General features: G+C 66.7%; 21 protein-coding genes. 8 read left to right on the top strand and 13 right to left on the bottom strand.

Going from position 1 to position 23,520, the window contains the following annotated elements:
* Nucleotides 1–10: 10 nt before the first annotated feature.
* Complete coding sequence (locus DI041_RS02230) at nucleotides 11–514, bottom strand: DUF2938 domain-containing protein (RefSeq protein ID WP_046982851.1); 504 nt, start codon at nucleotides 512–514, stop codon at nucleotides 11–13.
* A gap of 55 nt (nucleotides 515–569) precedes the next feature.
* Between DI041_RS02230 and DI041_RS02225 the strand changes: the two genes are divergently transcribed.
* The 4 genes from DI041_RS02225 (at nucleotide 570) to DI041_RS02210 (ending at nucleotide 4,764) form a co-directional block, all read left to right on the top strand.
* Entirely contained in the window at nucleotides 570–1,235 is a 666-nt protein-coding gene (locus tag DI041_RS02225; protein WP_046982852.1) for an ArsR/SmtB family transcription factor, read from the top strand.
* 14 nt (nucleotides 1,236–1,249) lie between these two features.
* A complete protein-coding gene (locus tag DI041_RS02220) occupies nucleotides 1,250–1,978 on the top strand; it encodes a GNAT family N-acetyltransferase (RefSeq protein ID WP_136638712.1) in 729 nt (242 codons plus the stop codon).
* Between the two features lie 28 nt (nucleotides 1,979–2,006).
* Entirely contained in the window at nucleotides 2,007–2,723 is a 717-nt protein-coding gene (locus DI041_RS02215; protein ID WP_136638711.1) for an SDR family NAD(P)-dependent oxidoreductase, read from the top strand.
* Nucleotides 2,724–2,817: 94 nt separating this feature from the next.
* Nucleotides 2,818–4,764: an EAL domain-containing protein gene (locus DI041_RS02210; RefSeq protein ID WP_136638710.1), complete on the top strand. Its 1,947-nt coding sequence runs from the start codon at nucleotides 2,818–2,820 to the stop codon at nucleotides 4,762–4,764.
* Here the strand turns inward: DI041_RS02210 and DI041_RS02205 are convergent.
* Nucleotides 4,761–5,372 carry a TetR/AcrR family transcriptional regulator gene (locus DI041_RS02205; RefSeq protein ID WP_136638709.1) on the bottom strand — a complete coding sequence of 204 codons (612 nt, stop codon included), beginning with the start codon at nucleotides 5,370–5,372 and terminating at the stop codon, nucleotides 4,761–4,763. The two genes, DI041_RS02210 and DI041_RS02205, sit on opposite strands and share 4 nt — an antisense overlap.
* Nucleotides 5,373–5,476: 104 nt before the next feature.
* Here DI041_RS02205 and DI041_RS02200 point away from each other — a divergent pair, with 104 nt between their 5' ends.
* The 3 genes from DI041_RS02200 to DI041_RS02190 all read left to right on the top strand — a co-directional run bounded on the left by DI041_RS02200 (nucleotide 5,477) and on the right by DI041_RS02190 (nucleotide 10,226).
* Nucleotides 5,477–6,553: an MBL fold metallo-hydrolase gene (locus DI041_RS02200; protein ID WP_136638708.1), complete on the top strand. Its 1,077-nt coding sequence runs from the start codon at nucleotides 5,477–5,479 to the stop codon at nucleotides 6,551–6,553.
* 162 nt (nucleotides 6,554–6,715) lie between these two features.
* A complete protein-coding gene (locus DI041_RS02195) occupies nucleotides 6,716–9,835 on the top strand; it encodes a discoidin domain-containing protein (RefSeq protein ID WP_136638707.1) in 3,120 nt (1,039 codons plus the stop codon).
* 19 nt (nucleotides 9,836–9,854) lie between these two features.
* On the top strand, nucleotides 9,855–10,226 hold the full coding sequence (locus DI041_RS02190) for a hypothetical protein (RefSeq protein WP_136638706.1): 372 nt from the start codon (nucleotides 9,855–9,857) through the stop codon (nucleotides 10,224–10,226).
* A gap of 126 nt (nucleotides 10,227–10,352) precedes the next feature.
* On the opposite strand, the gene DI041_RS02185 is transcribed toward DI041_RS02190, so the two are convergent.
* From DI041_RS02185 to DI041_RS02145, 9 genes are all read right to left on the bottom strand, one after another.
* Complete coding sequence (locus tag DI041_RS02185) at nucleotides 10,353–11,327, bottom strand: ABC transporter substrate-binding protein (protein WP_136638705.1); 975 nt, start codon at nucleotides 11,325–11,327, stop codon at nucleotides 10,353–10,355.
* A 16-nt stretch (nucleotides 11,328–11,343) separates the two neighbouring features.
* Entirely contained in the window at nucleotides 11,344–13,089 is a 1,746-nt protein-coding gene (locus tag DI041_RS21505) for an amino acid ABC transporter permease/ATP-binding protein (RefSeq protein WP_136638704.1), read from the bottom strand.
* Nucleotides 13,086–13,637, bottom strand: a complete 552-nt coding sequence (locus tag DI041_RS02175) for a GNAT family N-acetyltransferase (RefSeq protein WP_136638703.1) — start codon at nucleotides 13,635–13,637, stop codon at nucleotides 13,086–13,088. Before DI041_RS02175 ends, DI041_RS21505 begins: the two co-directional genes overlap by 4 nt.
* Entirely contained in the window at nucleotides 13,634–14,854 is a 1,221-nt protein-coding gene (locus DI041_RS02170; RefSeq protein WP_136638702.1) for a M20 aminoacylase family protein, read from the bottom strand. Before DI041_RS02170 ends, DI041_RS02175 begins: the two co-directional genes overlap by 4 nt.
* A 4-nt stretch (nucleotides 14,855–14,858) precedes the next feature.
* Nucleotides 14,859–16,202, bottom strand: a complete 1,344-nt coding sequence (locus tag DI041_RS02165) for an LLM class flavin-dependent oxidoreductase (RefSeq protein WP_136638701.1) — start codon at nucleotides 16,200–16,202, stop codon at nucleotides 14,859–14,861.
* 18 nt (nucleotides 16,203–16,220) lie between these two features.
* Nucleotides 16,221–17,198, bottom strand: a complete 978-nt coding sequence (locus DI041_RS02160) for an MsnO8 family LLM class oxidoreductase (RefSeq protein ID WP_136638700.1) — start codon at nucleotides 17,196–17,198, stop codon at nucleotides 16,221–16,223.
* A 14-nt stretch (nucleotides 17,199–17,212) separates the two neighbouring features.
* Nucleotides 17,213–17,590, bottom strand: a complete 378-nt coding sequence (locus DI041_RS02155) for a DUF3088 family protein (RefSeq protein WP_219626372.1) — start codon at nucleotides 17,588–17,590, stop codon at nucleotides 17,213–17,215.
* A 142-nt stretch (nucleotides 17,591–17,732) separates the two neighbouring features.
* Entirely contained in the window at nucleotides 17,733–18,314 is a 582-nt protein-coding gene (gene msuE / locus DI041_RS02150; RefSeq protein ID WP_136638699.1) for an FMN reductase, read from the bottom strand.
* Nucleotides 18,315–18,365: 51 nt separating this feature from the next.
* Nucleotides 18,366–20,942, bottom strand: coding sequence for a TonB-dependent receptor plug domain-containing protein (locus tag DI041_RS02145; RefSeq protein WP_136638698.1), 2,577 nt, complete (start codon nucleotides 20,940–20,942; stop codon nucleotides 18,366–18,368).
* A gap of 261 nt (nucleotides 20,943–21,203) precedes the next feature.
* Here DI041_RS02145 and ftrA point away from each other — a divergent pair, with 261 nt between their 5' ends.
* Nucleotides 21,204–22,205 (top strand): transcriptional regulator FtrA, encoded by a 1,002-nt coding sequence (ftrA, locus tag DI041_RS02140; protein ID WP_136638697.1) that lies wholly within the window; start codon nucleotides 21,204–21,206, stop codon nucleotides 22,203–22,205.
* Nucleotides 22,206–22,238: 33 nt separating this feature from the next.
* On the opposite strand, the gene DI041_RS02135 is transcribed toward ftrA, so the two are convergent.
* The gene (locus tag DI041_RS02135; protein ID WP_046982867.1) at nucleotides 22,239–22,733 is read right to left on the bottom strand and encodes a hypothetical protein; all 495 of its coding nucleotides are present in this window, start codon (nucleotides 22,731–22,733) and stop codon (nucleotides 22,239–22,241) included.
* 91 nt (nucleotides 22,734–22,824) lie between these two features.
* Nucleotides 22,825–23,412 carry a TetR/AcrR family transcriptional regulator gene (locus DI041_RS02130; RefSeq protein ID WP_136638696.1) on the bottom strand — a complete coding sequence of 196 codons (588 nt, stop codon included), beginning with the start codon at nucleotides 23,410–23,412 and terminating at the stop codon, nucleotides 22,825–22,827.
* Nucleotides 23,413–23,520: the final 108 nt, after the last annotated feature.

Here is a 23,520-nt window from a genome sequence, read left to right as displayed (position 1 = left end):
GGATTCTCGCTCATTCCGTGGCAACTGCAGCCAGCAGCGCAGCTGCAAGATACAGGCCCAGACCGAACACACTGTGTGCGACCAGGCTGCGCAGGCGGGCCTTGCCCGGCGCCGGCGTCTTCGATGCCGCGATGCCCGCGCCCATGCACGGCTGCAGGATGAAGAAGGGCGCGGCCACACTGAGAATGCCGAACAGCAGTGCGGGCAGCACGGTAGGGGCACGCAGCCAATCTGTGCCGACCACCGCCAGCAGCAGCCCAGCGAAGATCACCCCGATCAGGTAATGCGCGGTCCAGCCCAGCGCGCGTTCACCGTCGACCACCGCCGAGCGGCCGATGCCATCGTGACGGAAGCGCCCGCGCGGCAGGTGGCCCAGCCAGCGCCCCACCATCGCGAAATCCAACGAGGGAATGCCAAGCAGGCGCCGTTGCAGCAGCGCCCACAGATCCATCACTGCGGTCGCTCCCACACCGATCAATACCGCATCCACTGCCCATGTCGCCAGCCCGCTCATATCGCATACCTTCAATTATTTGCTTGAATGATAGAGCGATGCTAGCGTGAACCGCATGAACGCCGCAACCGATCCGCCACCGTCGCCGCTGGAAGCACTGGCCGAGATCGCCCGCACCCTCGGCCATGCTCACCGCCTGGCCCTGCTGGAACACATCGCCCAGGGTGAACGCGCGGTGGAACGGCTGGCCGAGCTGACGGGGCTGTCGGTAGCCAATACCTCCCAGCATCTGCAGCAGCTGCGCCGCGCTGGCCTGGTACAGACCCGTCGCGACGGCAAGCGCATCCTCTACCGCAGTGGTGATGGCCCGCTGGGCAACCTGATGGCCGCGCTGCGCGACTACGCCGACCACCAGCGCAGCGAAATGCACGATGTGATTGCCGACAGCGTGCTGCGCCGCGATGCATTGGATGGGCTGACGGTGGAACAGCTGCTGCAGCAACGAGACAGTGTGGTGCTGCTGGATGTGCGGCCACAGGAAGAATTCTCGCTGGGGCACCTGCCCGGCGCGCTGAACATTCCCGTTACGGAATTGCGTGCACGGATGGATGAACTACCGCGTGCCGTCCACATTGTGGCCTATTGCCGCGGGCCCTACTGCGTGCTTTCCAACGATGCGGTGGCGATGCTGCGCGAGGCCGGACTGACCGCGCAGCGGCTCGCCGCCGGTTACCCCGAATGGAAAGCCGCGGGCCTGCAGGTCGATCTGCCCCAGCACTGAGTGAGTTGCGTGTCATGGATGATGTGTTCTCCCCGTTGATCGACAGCTGCTGGCGGCGCCTGTTCGCGGGCGAAGGCGTCCTGCAGGATGGCCCAGCGCTGCACATTGCCTGCAGCGACGAGCTCGATGAGGGCGAGGACGGCATGCTGCTGCAGCCGGTTTCCGGCCCTGCGCGCGCACTGCTGCGCCCTGCGCTGGCTGAACGCCTGCAACTGCAGGCACGCGCACACTGGACCCTGCAACATCTGCAACAGCGCCTGATCGACATCGGCCAGCGCACGCATGGCGCAGACCGCATTTTCTATTTCCCTGCCGCATCCCTGGCGGCATTGGCCGAACACCCTGCTCCACCCCACATCCGCCGTCTCGGCCCGGCCGACGCTGCTGCGTTTGACGTGTTCCAGGCCAGCGCCAGCGAGGAGGATCTCGATGCGGCCTGGGTCGAACTCGATCACTGGCAGGTATTCGGCGCCTTCGCTGGCGAGCGGCTGGTTGCTGCGGGAAGCATGTACCCCTGGAGCCTGGATCCAGCCCTGGCCGACATGGGCGTGCTGACCCTGCCCGAGGCCCGCGGCCGCGGGCACGCGCGCCAGCTGGTACACGCCATGGCCGTGTCCGCGCAGGCGGCCGGGCTGCAGCCTCAGTACCGTTGCCAGCTCGACAACACCGCCTCGATCATTACCGCCGAGCGTAGCGGCCTGCGTGCGTTCGCCGATTGGGACACCCTTCTGGCGGCCGACTGAGGCCGCCGCAGTACAACAAGGAAGCAACATGAAATTGATGGTCATCGGCGCCAGCAGGGGCCTCGGTCGGGCGTTCGTGGAAGGCCTGTGCAGTGCCGGCGACACCGTCATCGGCGTTTCGCGCAGCCGTCCGCGCGACCTTGAATGCCCCGAAGGCGTCACCCTGCAGTGGATTGAAGCCGATCTGTCCCAGCCGACCGTGGCTGCCGACCACATCGCGGCGCAGGCACCGGCCGATATCGATGTGCTGATACACAACCTGGGCATCTGGGAGGACAAAGCCTTCAGCGACGCGTACGACTTCCTCGATGAAAGCGATGCCGCGCTCACGCAGCTGGTCGACGTCAACATCAGTGCGACCCTGGTGCTGCTGCAGCGGCTGTTGCCACGCGTGCTGACCTCGCCGCGCCCGCAGCTGGTGCTGACCGGCTCGACCTCGGCACTGCCGCGCAGCGGCCGCCCGGAAGTGGCGTTCGGTGCGTCCAAGTTCGCACTCAATGGCATCGCCGATGCGCTGCGCGAAGGCTTCCGCGATCGCTGCCTGGCGGTGACCAGCCTGCAACTGGGCTACCTAAACACCGACGATGCACTGTCGGTGCCGGTTGCAGAGGCCGCAGCCCGCGGCGACGGCGCACTGGTGCCGGTGCATGACGTCGTCGCGATGGTGCGCGCGTTGCTGCAGTTGTCACCGTCCGGCTTCGTGCGCGAACTGGTGCTGCCGGCCATCGCCGACCCGCGCTACTGACCGTAGAGACCTTGGTCGGGACCCATGGTGGCCGCGTACGCGCCTGTGGTTTAACCTGCTCGCACTGGCCGTCGGTCACAGGCGGGAACCTGCTATGGATGCGCTATCACGGGTCTCGGCCCAGGTCCTGGACAGCGCCCTGCCCAGCCTGCCGTTGTACCTGCTGCAGGCCACGGCGGTGATCGGCATGATCGGCGTACTGCTGATCGCCACCCGCCGCTCCGGCCATGCCATCGAAGGCCGCCGCCTGTATGTAGGCGTGGCACTCGGCCTGATCTACCTGTTCAACGCCTGGTTCGTCGCTGGTTACACCCAGGGTGTAGTCAAGCTCAATCTCGGCTTCGACATCCTGCTGATCAGTGGACTGCTCGGTGGCTGGCGCGGCGGCCTTGCCTGCCTGGCCGCCAGCCTGCTGGCCCGTTACCAGTTCTCGGGCACCCAGTTCTTCCTTCCCGCAAGCATCGAAGCCACCCTGCAGATGATGGCCGGCATCTGGCTGCGCACGCGCCTGCACCCACGCATGCTCGGCGAGCTGTCAGCGCGCATGATCCTGCAGGCGTGGGGCGTGCGCATCGCAGTGACGGCGCTGGGGCTGGCGCTGGGCGTGGCCATCATCGGGGCCGCGCAGCTGCCGGTTGCCGAGCTGGCGATCCAGCGCGTACTGGCGCTGCCCGTGTCGCTGCTGGTGCTCGGCGCAGTGTTCGCGCTGGTCTACAACGATGCACAGATCGATGCACAGCGGCAGCGTGAGCAGGCCTGGCTGCGCATCGACCCGATCAGTGGCCTGCCCAACATGCGCGCGCTCGGCGAGCGGCTGAAGCACTACTGGCGTGACAATGATGGCGTCGGCAAGGCCTGCCTGGTGGTGGCCGAGATGGGCAACCTGCGCGACCTTCGCCTGCGCTATGGGCCGCTGCAGGACAGCGGCCTGTGGCGGCACGACAGCACCGACGAAGTGCATCAGCTGCTGCCCTCGCTACCGGCGCACCAACTGGAGATCTACCAGTTCGGCGACGCGGCGTTGGCGATCCTGGTGCCTGACACCTCGCTGCCCGAGCTGCGCACGCAGGCACAGATCACCGACCTGGCACGCAACCTGGCTGATCTGGTCGGCCGCGACTGGCCGGGTTTCCGCCCACTGTTCCGCTGTGCGGTGGTCGAGCTGAAGCCACCGGCCACTGCCGACGATGGCCATCTACCATTCCGCGCGATCACCCTGGCGCTGAGTGCGATCGAGTCGGGCGTGGTGTTTTTCGATGATCCGGTCCAGCGCGACAGCGAGATCGACGCGTTGATCGAGCGCGCGCTCGAGCACTGGCTGCAGCATGGCGACGCGCCGCTGTGCTACCAGCCCAAGCATCGCCTGCGGGACCGGCAGCTGGTCGGCGCCGAGGCACTGCTACGCATGCGTGACGGCGAGGACCGGCTGATCGCACCGATGCGGGTGATCTCGTTGCTGCGTCGGCACGGCCGGCTGGCCGATCTGGAATGGGCGACGCTGCAGTCAGCCATCCATTTCCTGCAGCGCTGCCATCAGGAAGGCAGCAAGCTGACGATCGCGGTCAATGTTTCCGCCGAGTCCCTGCGCCTGCCCGACTTCGGCCTGCGCCTGCAGGAGCTGCTGCAGTTGCACGACGTGCCGGGGTTGATGCTGCGCCTGGAAATCGTCGAGTGGACCGAGATCGTCGAGCGCGATGTGGTCGACGCCAACATCGCGCAGCTGCTGGCCGCCGAGGTGACACTGTCACTGGACGATTTCGGCGCGGGCTACTCGACCCTGATCCTGCTCTCACAGCTGGCCATTGCCGAGGTCAAGATCGAGCAGGCGCTGATCGCCACGCTGCCCGATGCAAAGTCACAGTCCATTGTCCGCTTCATCGTCGAAGTCGCGCATCGCTGCGGCGCCATCGTGGTGGCCGAGGGCACTGAGACCCTTGCCCAGGAGCAGCAGCTGCGCGCCCTGGGCGTGGATGTCGGGCAGGGTTATCTGTACTCGGCAGCGCTACCGGCGGATGAGTTCCGCCGTTTCGCTGCCAGCTAGATCGCGTAGAAACCCAGGAACATCGCCACCGCCGATTCGGCCACGCGTGCGCGCTCCTGTTCGTTCAACGGCGCCTGCCCCATAGTCACCTGCGGCCAGAACGCAAAGCTTTTCACCAGGCCGTGCAGCTGGTGGCCAGCAAACTCCGGATCGACCTTGCGCAGCCGCCCATCGGCGATGGCCGCACGGATCCAGGCACTCTCGCCACTCTCCTTCTCGCCCATGCGGCAAACGATCGCCTGCGCCCGTTCCGGTGAATGGATGATCTCGGCCATCGCCACCCGCGCCAGGTCGATGAAGTTGGCATCGCTGAGCAGTTCCAGCTTCTGGCCCAGCAGCTGCAGCAACTGTGCCTGCAGTGGCTGATCGGTGCGATACGGCAAAGCGTCGCTGGCCACGCTGCGCTCCCACAGCTCCTCCAGGATCATCGAGAACAACGCTTCCTTGCTCGGGAAGTGGTTGTAGACGGTGCGCTTGGAGACCCCGGCCACCTCGGCGATGCGATCCATGCTGGTCGCCTCGTAGCCGGCCGCGCGGAACTCCTCCACCGCCGCCCGCACGATGGCTTCGCGTTTGCGGTCGGTCAGGCGTTGCGGGGCACGGGGCATGGCGGAAACCAGATAACTGAACGGATGCGCACATTTTACACCCGGGAGTGTACTTTTGAAAAACACGAAACTACACTGTGCAGTGTACCCAGCGGACGTCACCCATGAAGCGCCTGCTCCTTGTCCTTTTGCTTGGAATCCTCGCCGTGACCGCCTACACCTTCTGCAAGTCCTGGTCCCTCCCCGACTTCCCCGATTCGCCGCAGTACCGCGATGGCAGGTTCCGCAATGCCCTGCCGCGTCCGGCAATGGGCCTGCGCGATGGCGCGGAGATCTGGTGGACCTTCCTGTTCAACAAGCCCAAGGGCACCGTGCCGGCGCACCCCATTCCGGTGCAGCCGCTGGACCGCGCAACCCTGGACGCCGCACCTGATCGCAGCCTGTTCCGGCTTGGGCATTCCACGATCTTGCTGAAGCTGCGCGGGCAGTACTGGCTGACCGACCCGGTGTTCTCCGAGCGCGCCTCGCCGGTGCAATGGATGGGCCCGGCCCGCTTCCACGCGCCGCCGATCAGCATCGACGAACTGCCGCCGATCGCCGGCGTGATCCTCTCGCACAATCACTACGACCACCTGGACCACGCCGCGGTGATGCAGCTGGCCGGCAAGACCACGCGCTTCATCGCCCCGCTTGGCGTGGGCGACCAGTTGATTGCGTGGGGCGTGGACGCCAGCAAGGTGGAACAGCTGGACTGGTGGCAGTCGACCGAAGCCAGCGGCCTGCGCCTGACCGCCACCCCGGGCCAGCACTTCTCCGGCCGTGGGCTGGGCGACAGCGACCGCAGCCTGTGGGCTTCGTGGGTGATCCAGGACGGCGACTTCCGCATCTTCTTCAGCGGCGACACCGGCTATTTCGATGGCTTCAAGACCATCGGCGAGAAGTACGGCCCGTTCGACCTGACCATGATCGAAACCGGCGCCTACGACCCGCGCTGGGCGTTCGTGCACATGCAGCCCGAACAGACTCTGCAGGCGCACCTGGACCTGCGGGGCAAGTGGCTGCTGCCGATCCACAACGGCACCTTCGACCTGGCCCTGCACGCCTGGCAGCAGCCGTTCGAGCGCATCACCGCCTTGGCCGCCGCAAAGAACGTGCCGGTGGCCACGCCGATGATGGGCGAAGCACTGGACATGCAGGCGCCCGAAGCGGGCACGCGCTGGTGGGAGATGGTGGAGCTGTAACGGGGTAACTCGACGCAATGCATCCCACGGCTCTACACCGGAAAGCAGACCGCGGTGGCACCGGCCACGCCCAGCAGCGTTGCAGTGCGTCATGTAACCGATTACACGCCCTGCTAGCGTAGCGCCTGCCCGATTCCGGCCGCACCTGCGAGGCTGTCCGCAATGACGTTGCGCGTTGAACGTTCCAGGCTCTCCCCCCTGCCCCCCTTCGTCCGGCCAGCCTTCACGCTGCTGCTTGCCACCCTCGCCTCGGCCGCACACGCGCAGAACCTGCCTCCCCGTACCCAGTGGCAGGCCAGCGCGTCGTCGCAGCAGGTTCCGGCGATGGCGATCAGCCACCTGATCGACAACGATCCGAAGACGGTGACCGGTGGCGCGTTCAGCCCCGGCCACTGGTTCCAGATCGATCTCGGCAAGCCTGCGATGCTGGCCGGTGCACGCCTCACCTGGGATGTTTCCAACCCCGAAGGCTATTCGCTGCAGACCTCGCTCGACGGCAAGCAGTGGCAAAGCGCCTACGTCATGGGCGATTCGCTGGGTGGCATCGAAACCCTGTACTTCGCGCCGCGACAGGCCCGCTACCTGCGCCTGGCCAGCCCGCAGCGCACCTCCGACTGGGGCGTATCCATCTTCGAAATGGAACCGCTCGACACCGCACTCAGCGCACGGGTGACCGGGCTGGGCGCCACCCAGTCCGCTGCGCTGTGGCAGGGCGGCGGCACGGTTGCCATCCCCGCAGGCAAAGGCGGCATCCACACGCTCGACATCACCCTGCCCCGCGCCCAGCCCAGCACCGGGCTGGCAGTGGACTGGGCCAACGTGCACGGCGCTGCACGCCTGCAGGCACAGGACGCACAGGGCCGCTGGCACGAACTGGCGCGCGACGCGCAGGCGGCGACCCGGCAGCAGAGCTGGCTGGCGGCCGACGCGCCACTGGACATCAAGGCACTGCGGCTGACCGTGGAAGGTGATGCCCCCCAGGTCAAACGCATCCGCCTGCTCGGCCCGAAGGCGGTGATGACGCCGATGAAGCGCTACCAGATCGCCGCCAGCGGCGCGCAGCGCGCGTTGTTCCCTGCCTCGTTGCACATGCAGCAGACCTACTGGACCGCAGTCGGCGTGCATGCGGGCCGGCAGAAATCGATCTTCGACGAATACGGCAACATCGAAGCCTACAAGGGCGCACCGCTGGTGCAGCCGATCTGGCGCAGTGCCGATGGCCGCGCGACCGGTGCCGCCGAACAACCGGTGCAGCACGCACTGCGCGATGGCTGGAAGCCGATGCCGTCTGCCACGTGGTCACCGCAGCCCGGGCTGGAACTGCGCAGCGAAGCCTTTGCCATCGAGCGCGACGGGCAACCGGTCACCTTCGTGCGCCATCGCCTGCGCAACACCGGCAGCGCGGCCATCGAAGGCACGCTGACCCTCGCAGTGCGACCGATGCAGATGAATCCGCCGTGGCAGAACGGCGGCCTGTCGCCGATCCGCCAGGTGGCCGTCGAAGGCAACCGCGTGCGCGTCAATGGCCGCACGCTGCTGCAGTCACTCAGCGCGGTAGATGCCGCTGGCACCGCCCCCTTCGGCAACGAAGGCGACACCGAGATCACCACGGCCATCGCCAGCGGGCAGCTGCCTGCCGCACAGCAGGCACGCGATGAGCAAGGATTGGCCGCAGCCGCATTGAGCTACCGGATCCGCCTCGCCCCCGGTGCCAGCGACGCGGTGGTGGTGGCCTTCCCGCTCGGTACCGGCACCGCCGATGCCAATGGCGTGCTGCCGGAAGCACCGGCCCTCAGCCTTGCGTCGCTGCCGCGCGACGGCGACAAGGCCTTCGACACGCTGGCCAGCCGCGCCTCCGCCGATTGGCAGGCGCGGCTGGGCCAGGTCGGTCTGCGCCTGCCCGACCCTTCACTGGTGGACATGCTGCGCGCGCAGGCCGCCTACATGCTGATCAACCAGACCGGCCCGGCCATGCAGCCCGGCCCGCGCAACTACAACCGCTCCTTCATCCGCGACGGCATGGCCACCTCGGCCGTGCTGCTGCGCATGGGCGAAGCCAAAGTGGCACGCGACTACCTGGCCTGGTACAGCGAACACGGCGTGCACGGCAATGGCCTGGTGTCGCCCATCCTCAACGACGATGGCAGCGTCAATACCGGCTTCGGCTCGGACATCGAGTACGACAGCCAGGGCCAGTACGTCACCCTCGTTGCCGACGTCGCCCGGCTCGATGGCGGGCCGGAAAGCGTGCGTGCCTACCTGCCCAAGGTGAAGGCCGCGCTGCGCTTCCTGCAGGAACTGCGCGAACGCACGCTGGTGCCGGGCTACATGGCCGACCAGCCATCGCCGGAGCGCTTCGCCGGCATTCTTGCGCCGTCGATCAGCCACGAGGGCTATCCCTCACCCACCCACAGCTACTGGGACGACTACTGGGGCCTGAAGGGCTGGCATGACGGCGCGTGGCTGGCCGAATCGCTGGGCGACCACGAAACCGCCACGTGGGCGCGCGAACAGTACAAGGCGCTGTATGACGCACTGCATGCCTCGATCCGCGCAACGATGGCATGGAAGGGCATCGACTTCATTCCGTCATCGGCCGACCTCGGCGATGGCGACCCGACCGGTGTATCGATCGCGCTGGATCCCACCGGTGCGCAGAGCGTGCTGCCGGCCGAAGCCCTGCGCACCACCTTCGCCCGCTACCTGGACGATGTGCGCAAGCGCAACCAGCCCGGTGCGCTGTATGCCTACACGCCGTATGAAATCCGCAACGTGCTGAGCTACGTGCACCTGGGCCAGCCCGAAGCGGCCGACGAGCTGCTGCAGGGCCTGCTGCACGATCGCAGGCCGCTGGAATGGCAGGTGCTGGCCGAGGTCGTGCACTCGCGGTTGCGCTTCCCGCGCTACCTGGGCGACATGCCGCACACCTGGATCGGCGCCGAATACGGCCGCACCCTGTTCGGCATGCTGATGCGCGAGGACGACGACGCGTTGTCGCTGCTGCCGGGTACGCCTCCTTCGTGGGTCGCTGGCGAGGGCCTGGCCGTCGACCGCCTGCCCACCGCCTATGGCACCCTGCAGATGCAGGCACGCCAGCGCGACGGCAACCTGACCGTGTCGCTCGGCAAGGGGCTGCGCAAGGGCACGCCGGTACGCGTATGGTGGCCCAGCCGTACCTTGCCCAAGGACGTACGCGTGGATGGGCGATCGGTACGGAACTTCGACAAGGACGGCGTGCTGCTCGATGGCCCGTTCCGCACCCTGGAGGCACGTTGGCAGTAATGCCGATGCAGGAACCGAAGTGATCGAACTTCTACTCGATGGCAGCCCTGTCGCCGCCGCTACCGACGATCAGCTGGCCAGCGCACTGGCGCTGGCCGCATCCATGCCCCAGTTCGAGCTGTGGGCATCGGTGCCCGACGGTCCATCGCTGTGTATGCTGCGCAACGCGGAGCATGCATGGCTGATGTACCTGCGCGAGCCCGGCGACGACGGCTTCCATTCCTGTGGAAACGAACACCGCGCCGGCAACGCCTACTTCCGCCTCGACAATGGCCAGGTGGATGGCTATCCCCTGGCGTGGTGCATCGGCATCGAGGCGTGCTTCACCGCGATCAGTTTCTTTCACGGCACTGGAGGCGCCCGCCTGGAACACATCGATTGGCAGCCCTGACCCCGGTAGAGGCCGACCTTGGTCGGCATGCCCCGCCTCGCATTCCGGTGGCTGCCCTCCGGTAGATGCCGACCTTGGTCGGCACGCCTTCCGTCGAGCAAGCTCGACGCCTACCAAGCGGCATCGCTAGAACCCTGGCAACCCCGGCGGATTGGTCTGCGACTGCGGCACCGCTTCCTCGGCTACGTTCCAGCGCGCCAGCGCCTGGGCATAGGTGCCGCTGCTGATCTGGGTGTTCAACGCCTGCGTCACCGCATCGGCCAGGCCGCTGCCCTTGCGCGTGGTCACCGAAATCGCCGCGGCGTTCGGCCAGCCACCGGGGAACAAGCCCACACGCCGCACCTTGCCATCGCGCGCCGAGTAGGCGCCGGTAGCATTCGGCTCGAACGACACGTCGGCGCGGCCGGTGATCACTGCCAACCGCCCGATCACCGCATCATCGAAGTACTGGTACTCCACCGGTTTCAGGCCTGCGGCGATGTTCTGCTGGTCCCACTGGCGCAGGATCTGGTCCTGGTTGGTGCTGGCGCCGACCACCACCTTCAGACCGGCCACGTCGGCCGGCTTTTCGATCTTCTGGATCGGCCCATCACTGCGCGTGTAGATGCCGAGCAGATCGTAGCGGTAGCTGGAGAAGTCGAACTTCTTCTTTCGCTCTTCAGTGACGGTCACATTGGACAGCACCGCATCGTACTTGCCCGACTCCAGCCCCAGCGGCCAGTCGGCCCAGGCCACCGGCACCACCACCAGTTTCAACCCCAGCCCATCGGCGATCAGGCGAGCGATATCCGGCTCGACGCCCACCACGTCCTTGCTGTCGGCGCCGTAGTCGGCCAAGGGCAGCTGGCCAGGATGGGTGGCGATGGTGAACGCACCCGGCGTGACGAAGCGGTAGCCGGCCGGGATCAATGCCTGCGCCTTGGGATCGAGCGTTCCTTTCAGCACCGCCGTATTCGCACCGGCAAGGCTGGTCGCGGCCACGACGCTCGCGTCCGGTGCCTGGCGCACGCGTGAGTAGACGATGCCGGCAATGCCAATGACCAGCACGCCCATGATCAACAGGGTGCTGCGCGAGGGGCGACGCGGTGCGGCAGGGCTCATGGCGTTCCTTTCGGGGTTACAGTGTTTTGGCGAGGAAATCGGCGGTGCGTTGCTGGCGCGGGCGCTCGAACAGAGCCTCGGGCGTGCCCTGCTCGATCACCCGGCCCTGGTCCATCATCACCACGTGGTCGGCCACGCGGCGGGCGAAGCTCAGTTCGTGGGTGACAATCACCAGGGTGGTACCGGAGCGGGCCAGTTCCTCGATCACGCTGAGCACCTCGGCCACCAGTTCCGGGTCCAGCGCCGAAGTGGGTTCGTCGAACAGCAGCACCTTCGGCTGCAGCGCCAGTGCGCGGGCAATCGCAATGCGCTGCTGCTGGCCACCGGACAACTGGCGCGGGAAGGCGTCGGCCTTGTCGGCCAGGCCGACCCGCTCCAGCAGTGTCCGCGCCTGCTGCTCGGCCTGCGCACGCGGCACACCACGCACCGCGATTGGCGCTTCGATGATGTTCTCCAGCGCGGTCAGGTGGGGGAACAGGTTGAACCCCTGGAACACCATGCCCACCTCCGCACGACGGCGGCGGATCTCACGCTCGGGAAGCTCGTACAGGGTGTCACCGTCGCGGCGGTAACCGATCAGCTGCCCGCCCACAGTCACATAACCACTGTCGGCGCGTTCCAGATGATTGATCAGCCGCAGCAGCGTGGACTTGCCGGCGCCGGAGGGACCGATCAGCACCGTCACGCTTCCAGCGCGCAGATCCAGGTTCACCTCTTCCAGCACCGGCTGATCGCCGAACACCTTGCCCACACCATGCAGCGACACCGCCGCACCCTCGCCCGCTTCAACCTGAGTGGCGATGCGCGGGCGATTGACCACCCGCGGTGCAGCATCACTGGATGTCCGCACCGGCGACGACACCCGCGACACAGAGCGCTCACGCTGCAACTGGCCACGCGCGAAGCGCTGCTCCACCCGCCGCTGCAGCAGCGACAGCACGGTCAGGATCACCAGGTACCAGACCGTGGCCACCATCAGCAGCGGCACCACCTCCAGGTTGCGGCGGTAGATCACCTGCACGGTGTAGAACAGTTCGGGCAGTGCCAGCACGTAGACCACCGAGGTGCTCTTGGCCAGGCCGATCACATCGTTGAAGGCGGCCGGCAGGATCGAACGCATCGCCTGCGGCAGGATGATGCGGCGCACCTGGCGGCCACGCGGCAGGCCGAGCGCGGCTGCGGCCTCGTACTGGCCGTGGTCGACCGAAAGAATGCCACCGCGGATCACTTCGGCCGAGAACGCCGCCTGGTTCAGAGTCAAACCCAACACCGCGGCGGTGAACACGCCGATCAGCTGCGTGGTCGGGTACGAGAACAGGCTGATGCCGGTGAACGGCACCCCCAGCTCGATGGTGCTGTACAGATAGCCCAGGTTGTTCAGCAGCAGCAACAACACCAGCAGCGGGATCGAGCGGAACAGCCACACATAGCCCCACGACACAGCCGACAGCAGCGGCGAACCGGAGACGCGGGCCAGCGCCAGCAGCGTGCCCAGCGCGAAACCGAGGCCGGTGCCCAGTGCGGTCAGCAGCAGCGTGCGGCCCAGGCCTTCCAGCACCGGGCGCGCGAAGAACCATTCGGCGAAGGTGACCCAGCCCCAGCGCGGATTGCCCAGCACTGATTGCAGCCCGATGAGGATCAGCGCCAACGCCAGAAGGGTTCCGACCAGCTGTAGTGGATGCCGGGCCGGCACGATCTTCAACGCCGGGGTTGGCGCCGGGCGTGTGGCAATTCCATCCAGCGCAGTCGAAGGCGTGCTCATGCGTGGGCTCCATGCAGCACGGTCTGTGATGGCACAACGGCTGGCGCCGATACGCCCAGGCGCTTCTCGAACGGCAAGTGGGCGATGGATTCCGGATCGGCATCCATATCGAACAGCGCGGTGTAACCGTGGCTGAGATACAGGCCAACCGCTTCGGGCTGGCGGAAGCCGGTGGTCAGGAACACCCGTCGGTAACCCTGCCGCGCCGCCTGCTCTTCCAGCTCCTGCAGCACACGCCGCGCGATGCCCTGGCGGCGCAGCCCGGGCAGCGTCCAGATGCGCTTGAACTCGGCGGTGTCCGGATCGCGGTGTGGCATGAAGGCGCCGCCGGAAATCGCCACACCGTCGCGCAGCAGTAGCACGAACGCCCCTACCGGCGCCGCAAAGGCCTGCGCCGGGTAGCGCTGCAGCTCCTCGCGGGCGCTGCCACCGATACGGCGGCGCACATCGGCGTAGCGACTGTCGTACTCCTGTTCCAGCCCATCGAACAGTGGACGGGCCAGTGGATCGTCCACCGAGGTGTAGAGGAAGCGTTCGTTGCTGCTCATGCCACGTCCTTCACCAGGTAGTCTTCGGCCAGCCGCGCCCACAGGCTGGCGGCCGGTGCGATGGCGGCGTCATTGAACACATAGCGCGGGCTGTGCAGCGGCGCGCTGTCGCCGTTGCCGACGAACACGAAACTGCCCGGCCGCGCCTGCAGCAGGAACGCGAAATCCTCACTGGCAGTGCGCGGCGCGAATTCGGGCACCACGCGTTCGCTGCCGAAGCCCTGCACAGCCACCTCACGGATGTAGGCGGTCTGCTCAGGGTGGTTGATCACACTGGGGAAGCCGCGCGGGAATTCGATCTCGGCACGCGCACCGAAGGCAGCGGCGGTCTGCTCGGCAATCTCGGTCACCCGCCGGCGCAGCGTATCGCGCACCTCCGGCAGGTACGCGCGCACGGTCAGCTTCAGCTCCACCACATCGGGGATGACATTGGCTGCCTGCCCACCGTGGATCGAGCCGACGGTGACCACGCCCATCTGCCGCGGATCGACATTGCGCGACACCACGCTCTGCAGCGCGGTGATGATGTGCGCGGCAGCCAGGATCGGATCGACGCTGCCCTGCGGCTCGGCGCCGTGGCCGCCCTTGCCGATCACCCGCAGACGCGCCCAGTCCACCGATGCCATCGCCGGTCCGTCGACGAAGCCGAAGTGCCCCACCGGCACGCCCGGCCAGTTGTGCAGGCCATAGATGGCATCGACCGGGAAGCGTTCGAACAGGCCATCGGCAATCATCTTCGAAGCCCCCGAGCCGGTTTCTTCGGCCGGCTGGAACACCAGCTGCAGGGTGCCGTCGATATCGCCGTGATGGGCCAGGTAATGCGCCGCGGAAAGCAGGATGGCGGTATGCCCGTCGTGGCCGCAGGCATGCATCAGTCCCTCGTTCTGGCTGGCGTAGGCCAGGCCGGAGTCCTCGTGGATCGGCAGTGCATCGATGTCGGCGCGCAGGCCGAGGCGACGGCTGCCCTGCCCGCGCTGCAACGTACCGACCACGCCGGTACCGCCGAGGCCGGTGGTCACCTCATAGCCCCACTGCTGCAGCAGCTCGGCCACGCGAGCGCTGGTGCGGTGTTCCTCGAAGGCCAGCTCCGGGTGGCGGTGCAGGTCATGGCGGATCGCGATGGCCACCTCGGCGCGTGCCGCAATTTCCGGCAGCACGCCAGTCGTTGGGGAATTCAGTCGGGCATGGCCCGGCGCTACGGCGTTTTCTCCGCTCATCGCCTTACCCCACCTTCCGCGCCGGTTCGGCGTCGGTCGAATGGCGGCTGGCCTTGTACGGCAGGCCCAGATGCTCACGCAGGGTCTGCCCTTCCAGTTCACGCTGATGGTAGCCACGCGCCTGCAGGATCGGCAGCACCTGGGTCACGAAATCGTCCAGGCCTTCGCGCTGCGCCGCGAAGCCGAGGATGAAGCCGTCGCTGGCACCGGCATCGAACCAGCGGATCAGCTCATCGGCTACATGCTCCGGTGTGCCGATGAAGTTCGGCCGCGGGCTGACCGCTTCCAGCGCTACCCGGCGCAGGCTCAGGCCCTTCTCGCGCGCGTCCTGCTTGATGCGGTCGGTGGTGGAGCGGAACGAGTTGCTGCCGATGTCACCCAGTTCCGGGAACGGCGCATCCGGGTCGTACTGGCTGAAATCGTGGTGATCGAAGAAGCGGCCGAGATAGGCCAGCGCATCCTCCAGCGTCGCCAACGCAGCAATCGCCTGGTACTTGGCCTCGGCCTCCTCGGCGGTGCGGCCGACGATGGGGCCGATGCCCGGGAAGATCTTCACGTCATTGCCGCTGCGGCCATGGGCGATCGCAGAGTTCTTCACCTTCTGGGTGAACGCGCGGGTCTCCTCCAGCGATGGCGAATGGGTGAACACCGCATCGGCGTACTTGCCGGCCAGCGCGATGCCATCGTCGGACGACCCCGCCTGGAAGATCACCGGCTGGCCCTGCGGCGAGCGCTGGATGTTGAGCGGCCCTTCCACCTGGAAGAAGCGTCCCTTGTGGTCGAGGCGGCGGAACTTTTCCGGCGCGAAGAACGTGCCACTGTCGCGCTCACGCACGAAGGCATCGTCATCCCAGGAATCCCACAGCCCTTGCACCACGTCCAGGTACTCGTCGGCGATCTGGTAGCGCAGCGCGTGCTCCGGATGCGGCCGACCGTAGTTGCGGCCCGAGCCCTCCAGTGGCGAGGTCACTACGTTCCAGCCGGCGCGGCCGCCGCTGAGCAGGTCCAGCGAAGCGAACTGCCGGGCCACGGTGAACGGATCGCTGTAGGAGGTCGACAGCGTGCCGGCCAGGCCGATCTTCTTCGTTGCCGTGGCCAGCGCCGACAGCAGTGAGATCGGCTCGAAGCGGTTGAGGAAGTGCGGGATCGACTTCTCGTTGATGTACAGGCCATCGGCCACGAAACCAAAGGCGATGCCGTTGTCCTCGGCGGTACGCGCGATGTCGATGTAGAACTGCAGGTTGACGCTGGCATCGGCCGGATTGGACGGATGCTTCCAGGCATGCATGTGACTGCCGGGGCCCTGCAACATGATGCCGAACGGAATGTGGCGCGGGGTCGTGCTCATGGGAATCGCTCCTGCAGGTCAGGCCACCGCCGCGCGCGGCGCGGGCGACAGCAGTTCAAGGGATGTGAGGCGTGCGTCGAGGTCGGCTACCGGCGCATCGAGAATGAATTCACCCACGCCGAAGCGGCGGTGCAGCGCGTCCAGTTCGTCACGCACGTGCTGCGCATCACCGGACAACACGCTCGGGCGTGTCTCCTCGATGCGGAAGTCGGCCACGCCCACCTGGCGCGCGTACTCGGCAGCTGCTTCGGGGCTGGGCAGGTTCACCGTCTGCCCGGGACCGAGGTGCAGCTTGTAGACGCGCAGTGCACCGATATGGCGGGCTGCGGCTTCGGCCGTCGGCGCGGCGAAGGCCACCGTGGCCAGCAACGGTGGCTGCGAGGAGACGCTGCGGTAGGCGTCGAACGCAGCTTCGATGTGCTTCGGCTCACCATCGAAATGAGCGGCATAGACAAAGCGCCAGCCCAGTTGGGCCGCCTGCTGCGCGCTCTGCGGGCTGGCCCCGAGCAGGAAGCGCTCCGGCGCCTGCTGCGGCACCGGTCGGGCCAGCGCCTCGGTGTCTGCCCCCGACAGATAGCCTTCCAGGTCGCGCAGTTGCTGATCGAAGTCGGCGAACGCCGGGCGCCCGGCCGCCAGCGCGGCAGTCGAGGCCGGCAGGCCACCGGGGGCCTTGCCCACGCCCAGATCGACGCGCCCCGGCGCCAACGCCGCCAGCAGATTGAAGTTCTCCGCCACTTTGTAGGGCGCGTAGTGGCGCAGCATCACCCCACCACTGCCGATGCGGATGCGCCGGGTCTGCGCCAGCACCCAGGCCGCCAGCACTTCCGGTGCGGGGCTGGCCAGCGTCGGTGCGGCGTGGTGTTCGGCAAACCAGTAGCGGTGGTAGCCCAGCTGCTCGGCGCGCTGCGCCAGCTGCAGGCTGTTGCGCAGTGCCTGCTCCGGCGAAGCGCCCTCGGCCACCGGGCTCTTGTCCAACACGCTGATCTGATAGCTCATGGTTACGTCCTCGCTCAGGGGTGGGCCACGGGAATGCCGAGCAACCCGTTCAGCGCAGCCAGGATCGGCTCGGCACCGGAGATGTACTGGCGGTCCTGGTGCGCGCCACTGGCGAGCTCGCTGCGCACGCCCTGCGGCAGCACCAGCTTCGGCAGCGACTGGTCCTGCTCGCCGATCTCGGCAATCACCTCACGGCGCGGCCGCGCGAAGCCGATGCGGCGCACGTCCAGCTGCGCGTCCAGGCCGTCGATGCTCGACAGCGCGCCCTCCAGCAACAGGCTGTGCCGGCAGAAAAAGCGCTGGCCGGGAATCTGGCCGTCCTCGAACTCACGGTCGAGCAGGAACAGGATGGGTTTGCTTGCTGCGTCGAAGGTCACTGGGGTCGTCCTCATCGGGGCCGGCAATGCGATGCCGCTTCGATATCGATGCTAGAGATGCCGACGGCCGCAGCAGCGATGCCTGGCGACAATCGGCGGTCAGATCCGGCCATGCAGATGCGGTGTAGCCATAAGCAAAGCGCCGCCGGTTATGGCGTCAGGCAATACGTCGCAGCGGCGCCGGAACAGTCAGCGCCTGCGCGGCCAGATGCCCGGCTGCGCGCTCGGTCGCCAGTTCGATGCGCGCCTGCAGGGCGGCACTGTTGATGTGCTCGCCCTCGAAGTCGGCCGCTGTGGCATACACCCCGATCGGCAGCGTGTGCGCCTGCAGGAAACTGAACAACGGCCGCAGCTGGTGGTCGATCACCAGCGCATGTCGCTCGCTGCCGCCGGTGGCTGCCAGCAGTACCGGCACATCCACCAGCGCCTCCAGCTCGATGAAGTCGACCAGGTGCTTGAACAACCCAGGATAGGAGCCGCGATACACCGGCGCGGCCACCACCAGCAGCTCTGCCGCCTCGATGGTCTGCAATGCCTGCTCCACTGCCGGCTCTGCCTCGCCGCGCGACAGCGACTGGCCCAGCGCGCGCGCGATAGGTGCCAGCTCCACCAGCTCCACGCTGACATGCACCCGCTGCTGCAGCGAGTCCAGCAGATGACGCACCAGCAGCAACGTGCGCGATGTCGCCGAGCTGGTCGGCGACCCCACCAATGCAACCACCCTCAATGCAGAAGACATGACCCCCTCCTCGTAGCGCCGGGCCATGCCCGGCGACGCTTCGCCTGAACCTCAGAACCGGTAATTGATCCGCCCATACCAGTACGTACCAACGTTGCCCAGCACATCGCCGCTGTCCCACGTGGTCTGGATGCTGGCCACATCGGTGGCACTGCGCGCATACTCCGGCACCTTGCGGGTGCGCTTGTCGAACACGTTGTTGATGCCCAGCGCCGCACTCCAGCCCGCGCCCAGTTCCACAGCACCGGAAAGATTGGTCACCAGCACCGGCGGCTGCTTGTACTCCACGCCGTTGTTCAGGCGCTTGATGGGGCCGTAGTAGGTGAAGTCCAGGTTCGAGCGCCAGCGTCCGTTCTGCCAGCCAAGTCCCGCCACCTGCGTATAGCTGGGCGTGCGGAAGCGCAGCGCGTACTCGCTGGATTTGGTCAGCAGGTTGATGTTCGGCAGCCCCTGCAGCGCCGCCGGAATGTCGCTGACCTTCTGGATGGTGGTGCGGCCGACGTTGGCCGCGTAACTCCAGCGCAGCTTGCCCCACGCCGTTTCCTGGTTCGCTTCCAGGGTCAGCTCCACACCGCGTGTGCGGGTGTTGCCCACGTTGGTGAAGTAGCTGGCGTAGAACGCATCACCCGGCAGGATGCTGATGCCGGCCGAACCCAGCAGTGCATCGATCGTGTTCTTCTGCACCGCACTCAGCACCGTGCCGCTGTTGTCGGTGACGCGCGCCGGATCCTGCGCGTTGTAGCCGATCTGGCTGGACTGACCGAGCTGGCCGCGGATGTCGATCTGATAGGCATCCACTGCCAGGTGGAAGGCCGGGCTCGGGTCCCAGGTCACGCCCAGGCTGTAGTTGGTGGCCTTTTCCGGCTTCAGCGGTGTGGCGCCCAACGCAATCGCCGCCGGCGAAGACACCTGCGCCACCAGCGTGGTACCGCACGGGCAGCTGCCGGTGGCCTGGTAGTACTGCGCCCCCAGGCTGGGCGCATGGAAGCCGTTGCTGACCGTGGCGCGCACGCCCAGCGCATCGGTGAAGTCGAAGCGCGTGGTCAGGCGGCCGGTGGAGACGCTGCCGAAGTCGGAATGGTCTTCCCAGCGCGCGGCCGCATCCAGGTACCAGCGCGAGGTGATGTTGGTGGCCGCACCCGCGTACACCGCCTTGCTGTTGCGGGTCGCCTTCACCGCATCCGCAGTGGAATAGCCGACGAAGGCCGCGGCACCGAAGCCGGTGTACGACTCCCACTGCCCTGCCCCGCGCTCGTACTGTTCATGCTGGTACTCGGCGCCGGCGCTGACTTCCAGCGGCGAAGCAAATGCCGCCACCTCGAAGCCACGGCGCAGGTCCAGGTTGGCGATGCCCTGCTGGTAATCGAGCTTGCCGTCGTAGAAGTCGGTGGGCGAACCGGGGTACGGCAGTGAGTAGTTCACCGAGTTGCGTGTGTAGGTGCGCACCGTGCTGCGGTTACCGGTCAGGCTGGCGTCGTAGTCCCAGCCAGCGATCTGGCCTTTTACCCCGGCCGTACCGGTGTACTGCTTTTCCTTGGTTTCCAGCACCGGCAGGAAGCCATCCGGAAACACGCTCAGCACGCCAGGTGCCTTGTAGGTAGTGAAGATGGTCGCCGGCAGGCGGAAGTTCTGGATCGCCTGCGCGGTGCGATCGCTGGCCGTAGCATTGGCGTAGAACTGCGCGCTCTCGCCCAGGCCATGGCCCACGTTCACCGCGAAGGCCTTCAACGCATACGACGGCGAGCTGAGGATGGTGTTGGCCTCAGCATCGCGGTTGGCTTCCGCCGGGTTCGGCGTAGCACCTGCTGGCAATCGATTGTTCGGCCGCAATGCCACCAGATTGCCATTGCCATCCACCGCCGGATAGCTCAGATAGCCGTCGATGTAGCGGCGCGTGCGGATTGCATGATGCTGGCGAGTGGTCTCGCCGGACAGGTTGACGAAGCCATCCTCGCCCCACGGCAGGCCCACGTTGGCACGCACGCTGGTACGCGAACCATCGCCATCGGTGCCCTGCCCGCTCTCTACCGACACATCGCCACCGTGTGCCTGCGATTTCAGGATCACGTTGACCACGCCGGTGATCGCGTCCGAACCGTAGATGGCCGAGGCACCATCGCGCAGCACTTCCACGTGGTCGATGGCCGACACCGGAATCAGCGCCAGGTCAGCCCAGGCATGCCCGGGGAAGCCGCCACCATTGGCCCCGCTCACATAGGCGCTGGCGTTGCGGCGCTTGCCGTTGACCAGCACCAGCGTGTAGCCCGGTGACAGATTGCGCAGCTGGTAACCGCGGATCAGGCTTTCCTGGTCGCTCTGGTAGCCACCGATCTGGCTCAGTGACGGCAGGCTGCGCTGCAACGCTTCGAGCAGATTGCCCTGTCCGGTAGCAGCGAGGTCCTCGGCGGAGATCACATCGATCGGTGTGGAACTGTTCTTCACCGTGCGCGTGCTGGTGCGTGAGCCGGTCACCACCACCGCATCCAGCGTGGAGGCCGCCACGTTGGCCGTCGCGCCGGTGGTAGCAGGATCTGCATCGGCTTCAGCCGCATGGCTCGGTGTGGCGGCGAGAATAGCTGTGATCAGAACAGCGAGAGTGCGCAGGACAGGGGCGTGGGCGGCAGGCATGTGGGCTCGTCGGGGTGGGCCGGAAACACGCTTCCATTCAAGGGCCTGTTCACCTGCCGCGACAGGCGGGATCACGTCACCCAACCGTCATATCCGGCCATCCACATGACCGCTGGTAATGACGTTAGGCAGCCCACACGCACGGGGTCGGATCCCTTTCCAAAGGAAAGGGCTCTGACCCCAGCCTCCATATACCCACCCGGTATCACCTCATGCCCTCGCACCACGCAGCGCCACGCACCGCCCCCGTAGCATCAGGACATGCCCAGCCCACCCGCCGATCCCACCGCGCCGCTCGTTGCCATCGTCGCCTGCCACGGCCAGGGGCTGTTCGAGTTTGGCTGTGCGGTCGGCCTGTTCGCACCCGTGCGGCCAGAGCTGGGCGTAGCCTGGTACCGCACCCAGCTGTGCGCAGGCGAGCCCGGTGCGCTGCGCATGCTCGGCAGCACCCAGGTGCAGCTGCCCTACGATCTCAGCAGCGTCGATGATGCCGACATCATCGTCATCCCTGGTTGGCGCGAGCCCAGCGAACGTCCGCCGCAGGCACTGCTCGATGCACTGATCCGCGCCCACGCACGCGGCGCGCGCATCGCTTCGATCTGCTCCGGTGCGTTCGTGCTGGCCTGGGCCGGGCTGCTCGATGGCCGCCAGGCCACCACCCATTGGCGCCTCACCGAAGCGCTGGCACGCGAGTTTCCGCGCATCGATGTGCGCGAGGATGTGCTGTACGTGGACACCGGCAGCATCATCACTTCGGCCGGTTCGGCCACCGGCATGGACATGATGCTGCACATGGTGCGCAAGGATTACGGTGCCCGCGTGGCCAACCTGGTTGCCGAGCGATTGGTGCTGGCGCCATGGCGTGACGCCGGGCGCAGCCAGCGCGTCAGCCGGGCCATTCCCAATGGCGAGCCAACGCGGCTGGCAAAGCTGATGGAATGGATGCGCCGCAACCTTCGCGAGCCACACTCACTCGGCAGCCTTGCCGAGCAGGCCTCACTCAGCCAGCGCACCCTGCAACGTCAGTTCCTGGAAGCCACCGGCCTGTCGCCCATCGACTGGCTGATCCGTGAGCGCGTGGCCTTCGCCCGCGACCTGCTGGAAACCACCGACCGGCCATTGCAATGGATCGCAGAGCAGGCCGGTTTTGGTTCGCAGGAATCGTTCCGCCGCCACTTCCGTTTGCAGGTGGATGCCAGCCCCACCGAATACCGCAGCCATCATCGCAGTGGCATCGGTGCGGACCGCTTGGTGGGCTGCTGATTCCAGATAGTGCCGGCCGCTGACCGGCAGGGTTCACGACCGGATGGCGCGTCGATGGATTCGCCAGCACTGCCCCGCAAAACCGATCACGAATACGCCCAGGCAGCCGAGCAGTGTCTGCAGCACCACCGGTGCCATCGGCGCTGCTGCCAGCGGATGCGCAAGCGGCAAGCGCGTCAGCGTTTCGTTTACGCCCGGCACCAATGACAGCAGGAAACTGAAGGACAACGCGAACGTCGACAGGTAACGCGCCGAGCGTCCCAGCCAGCTCAGGCGTGCCGCCAGCACACCGCCAAAGGCCACCAGCAGCACGATCACACCGAATGCATGGCCCGGATTGAGCCCGCCCGTGCTGGAGACGGTGAACGAGGTCGCCACCGACAGCACCAGGCCGATCAGATAAACCCTGCCCGAGCGCGTGCCGGGATCGATCGCCCGGTAGCGGATGAAGCCATACAGGCCAGCCAGGATCGGCACCAGGCTGATGGCGGTATGGATCGCACCGGGAAGGGAAAGCGGATGTGCCATGGGAATCTCCATCAGTTAAATAAACCTACTAGTAGGTAGGCATTGGATGCAAAAAGAAGGCCCGCGCTGCCGCAGGCCACTACACATCACCTCAGGTGGCCGCACTCACCCGCGCGATTGCCAACCGCGCGAGCGTCGCGAACGTCGCCGCATCACCAAAACCACGGGCTGCCAGCATCGCGCCATGCACCGATGACATGAACGCCTTGGCCTCGTCCACAGCCGAACCCTGCAGTCGCAACTGGCCCTGCGCGGCACCCTTTTCCAGTGTGACGGTCAGCCACCCGCTCAGATCCTCGAAATGCCCCCGTACTTCATCGGCAATCTCCGCAGGGATCATCGGCGTCTCCGCCGCCAGCATCGCGCAGATGCAGAACGACGACGTGCCACCCGCGATGCAGCTGGACCAGTAGTCCACGTAGGCGTTGAGCTCCTGCAGCGGGTCATCCAGCTGCCGGTCCAGCAGCGCCAGGCCCTCGCGTGCCTCGGCCCGATACAGTTCAACCACCGTGCGCACCAGATCCGCCTTGCTGGGGAAATGGTGATGGATGCTGGCCTTGCTGATGTTCACCCGCGCCGACACATCCGCGTAGCTGAAACCGTTGTAGCCACCGGCCTCCAGCAACGAGCGAGCGTGGGCCAGGATTTCCTGGGCCTTGGGGGAGAGCGACTCTTTCATGGCACTTAACCTACTAGTAGGTAGATTCCCTGTCAACCATCCACTGCCGCACTCGCGAGGCATCGTCCCCGGTAGAGCCCACCGCTGGCCGGCTTGCTGGCAACGTGA

The organism is Stenotrophomonas maltophilia, assembly GCF_004920835.1.
GTDB classification, from domain to species: Bacteria; Pseudomonadota; Gammaproteobacteria; order Xanthomonadales; family Xanthomonadaceae; genus Stenotrophomonas; species Stenotrophomonas maltophilia_AQ.
The sequence above is the reverse complement of the archived record's forward strand: the minus strand, read 5'-3'. Positions and strand labels throughout refer to the sequence as shown.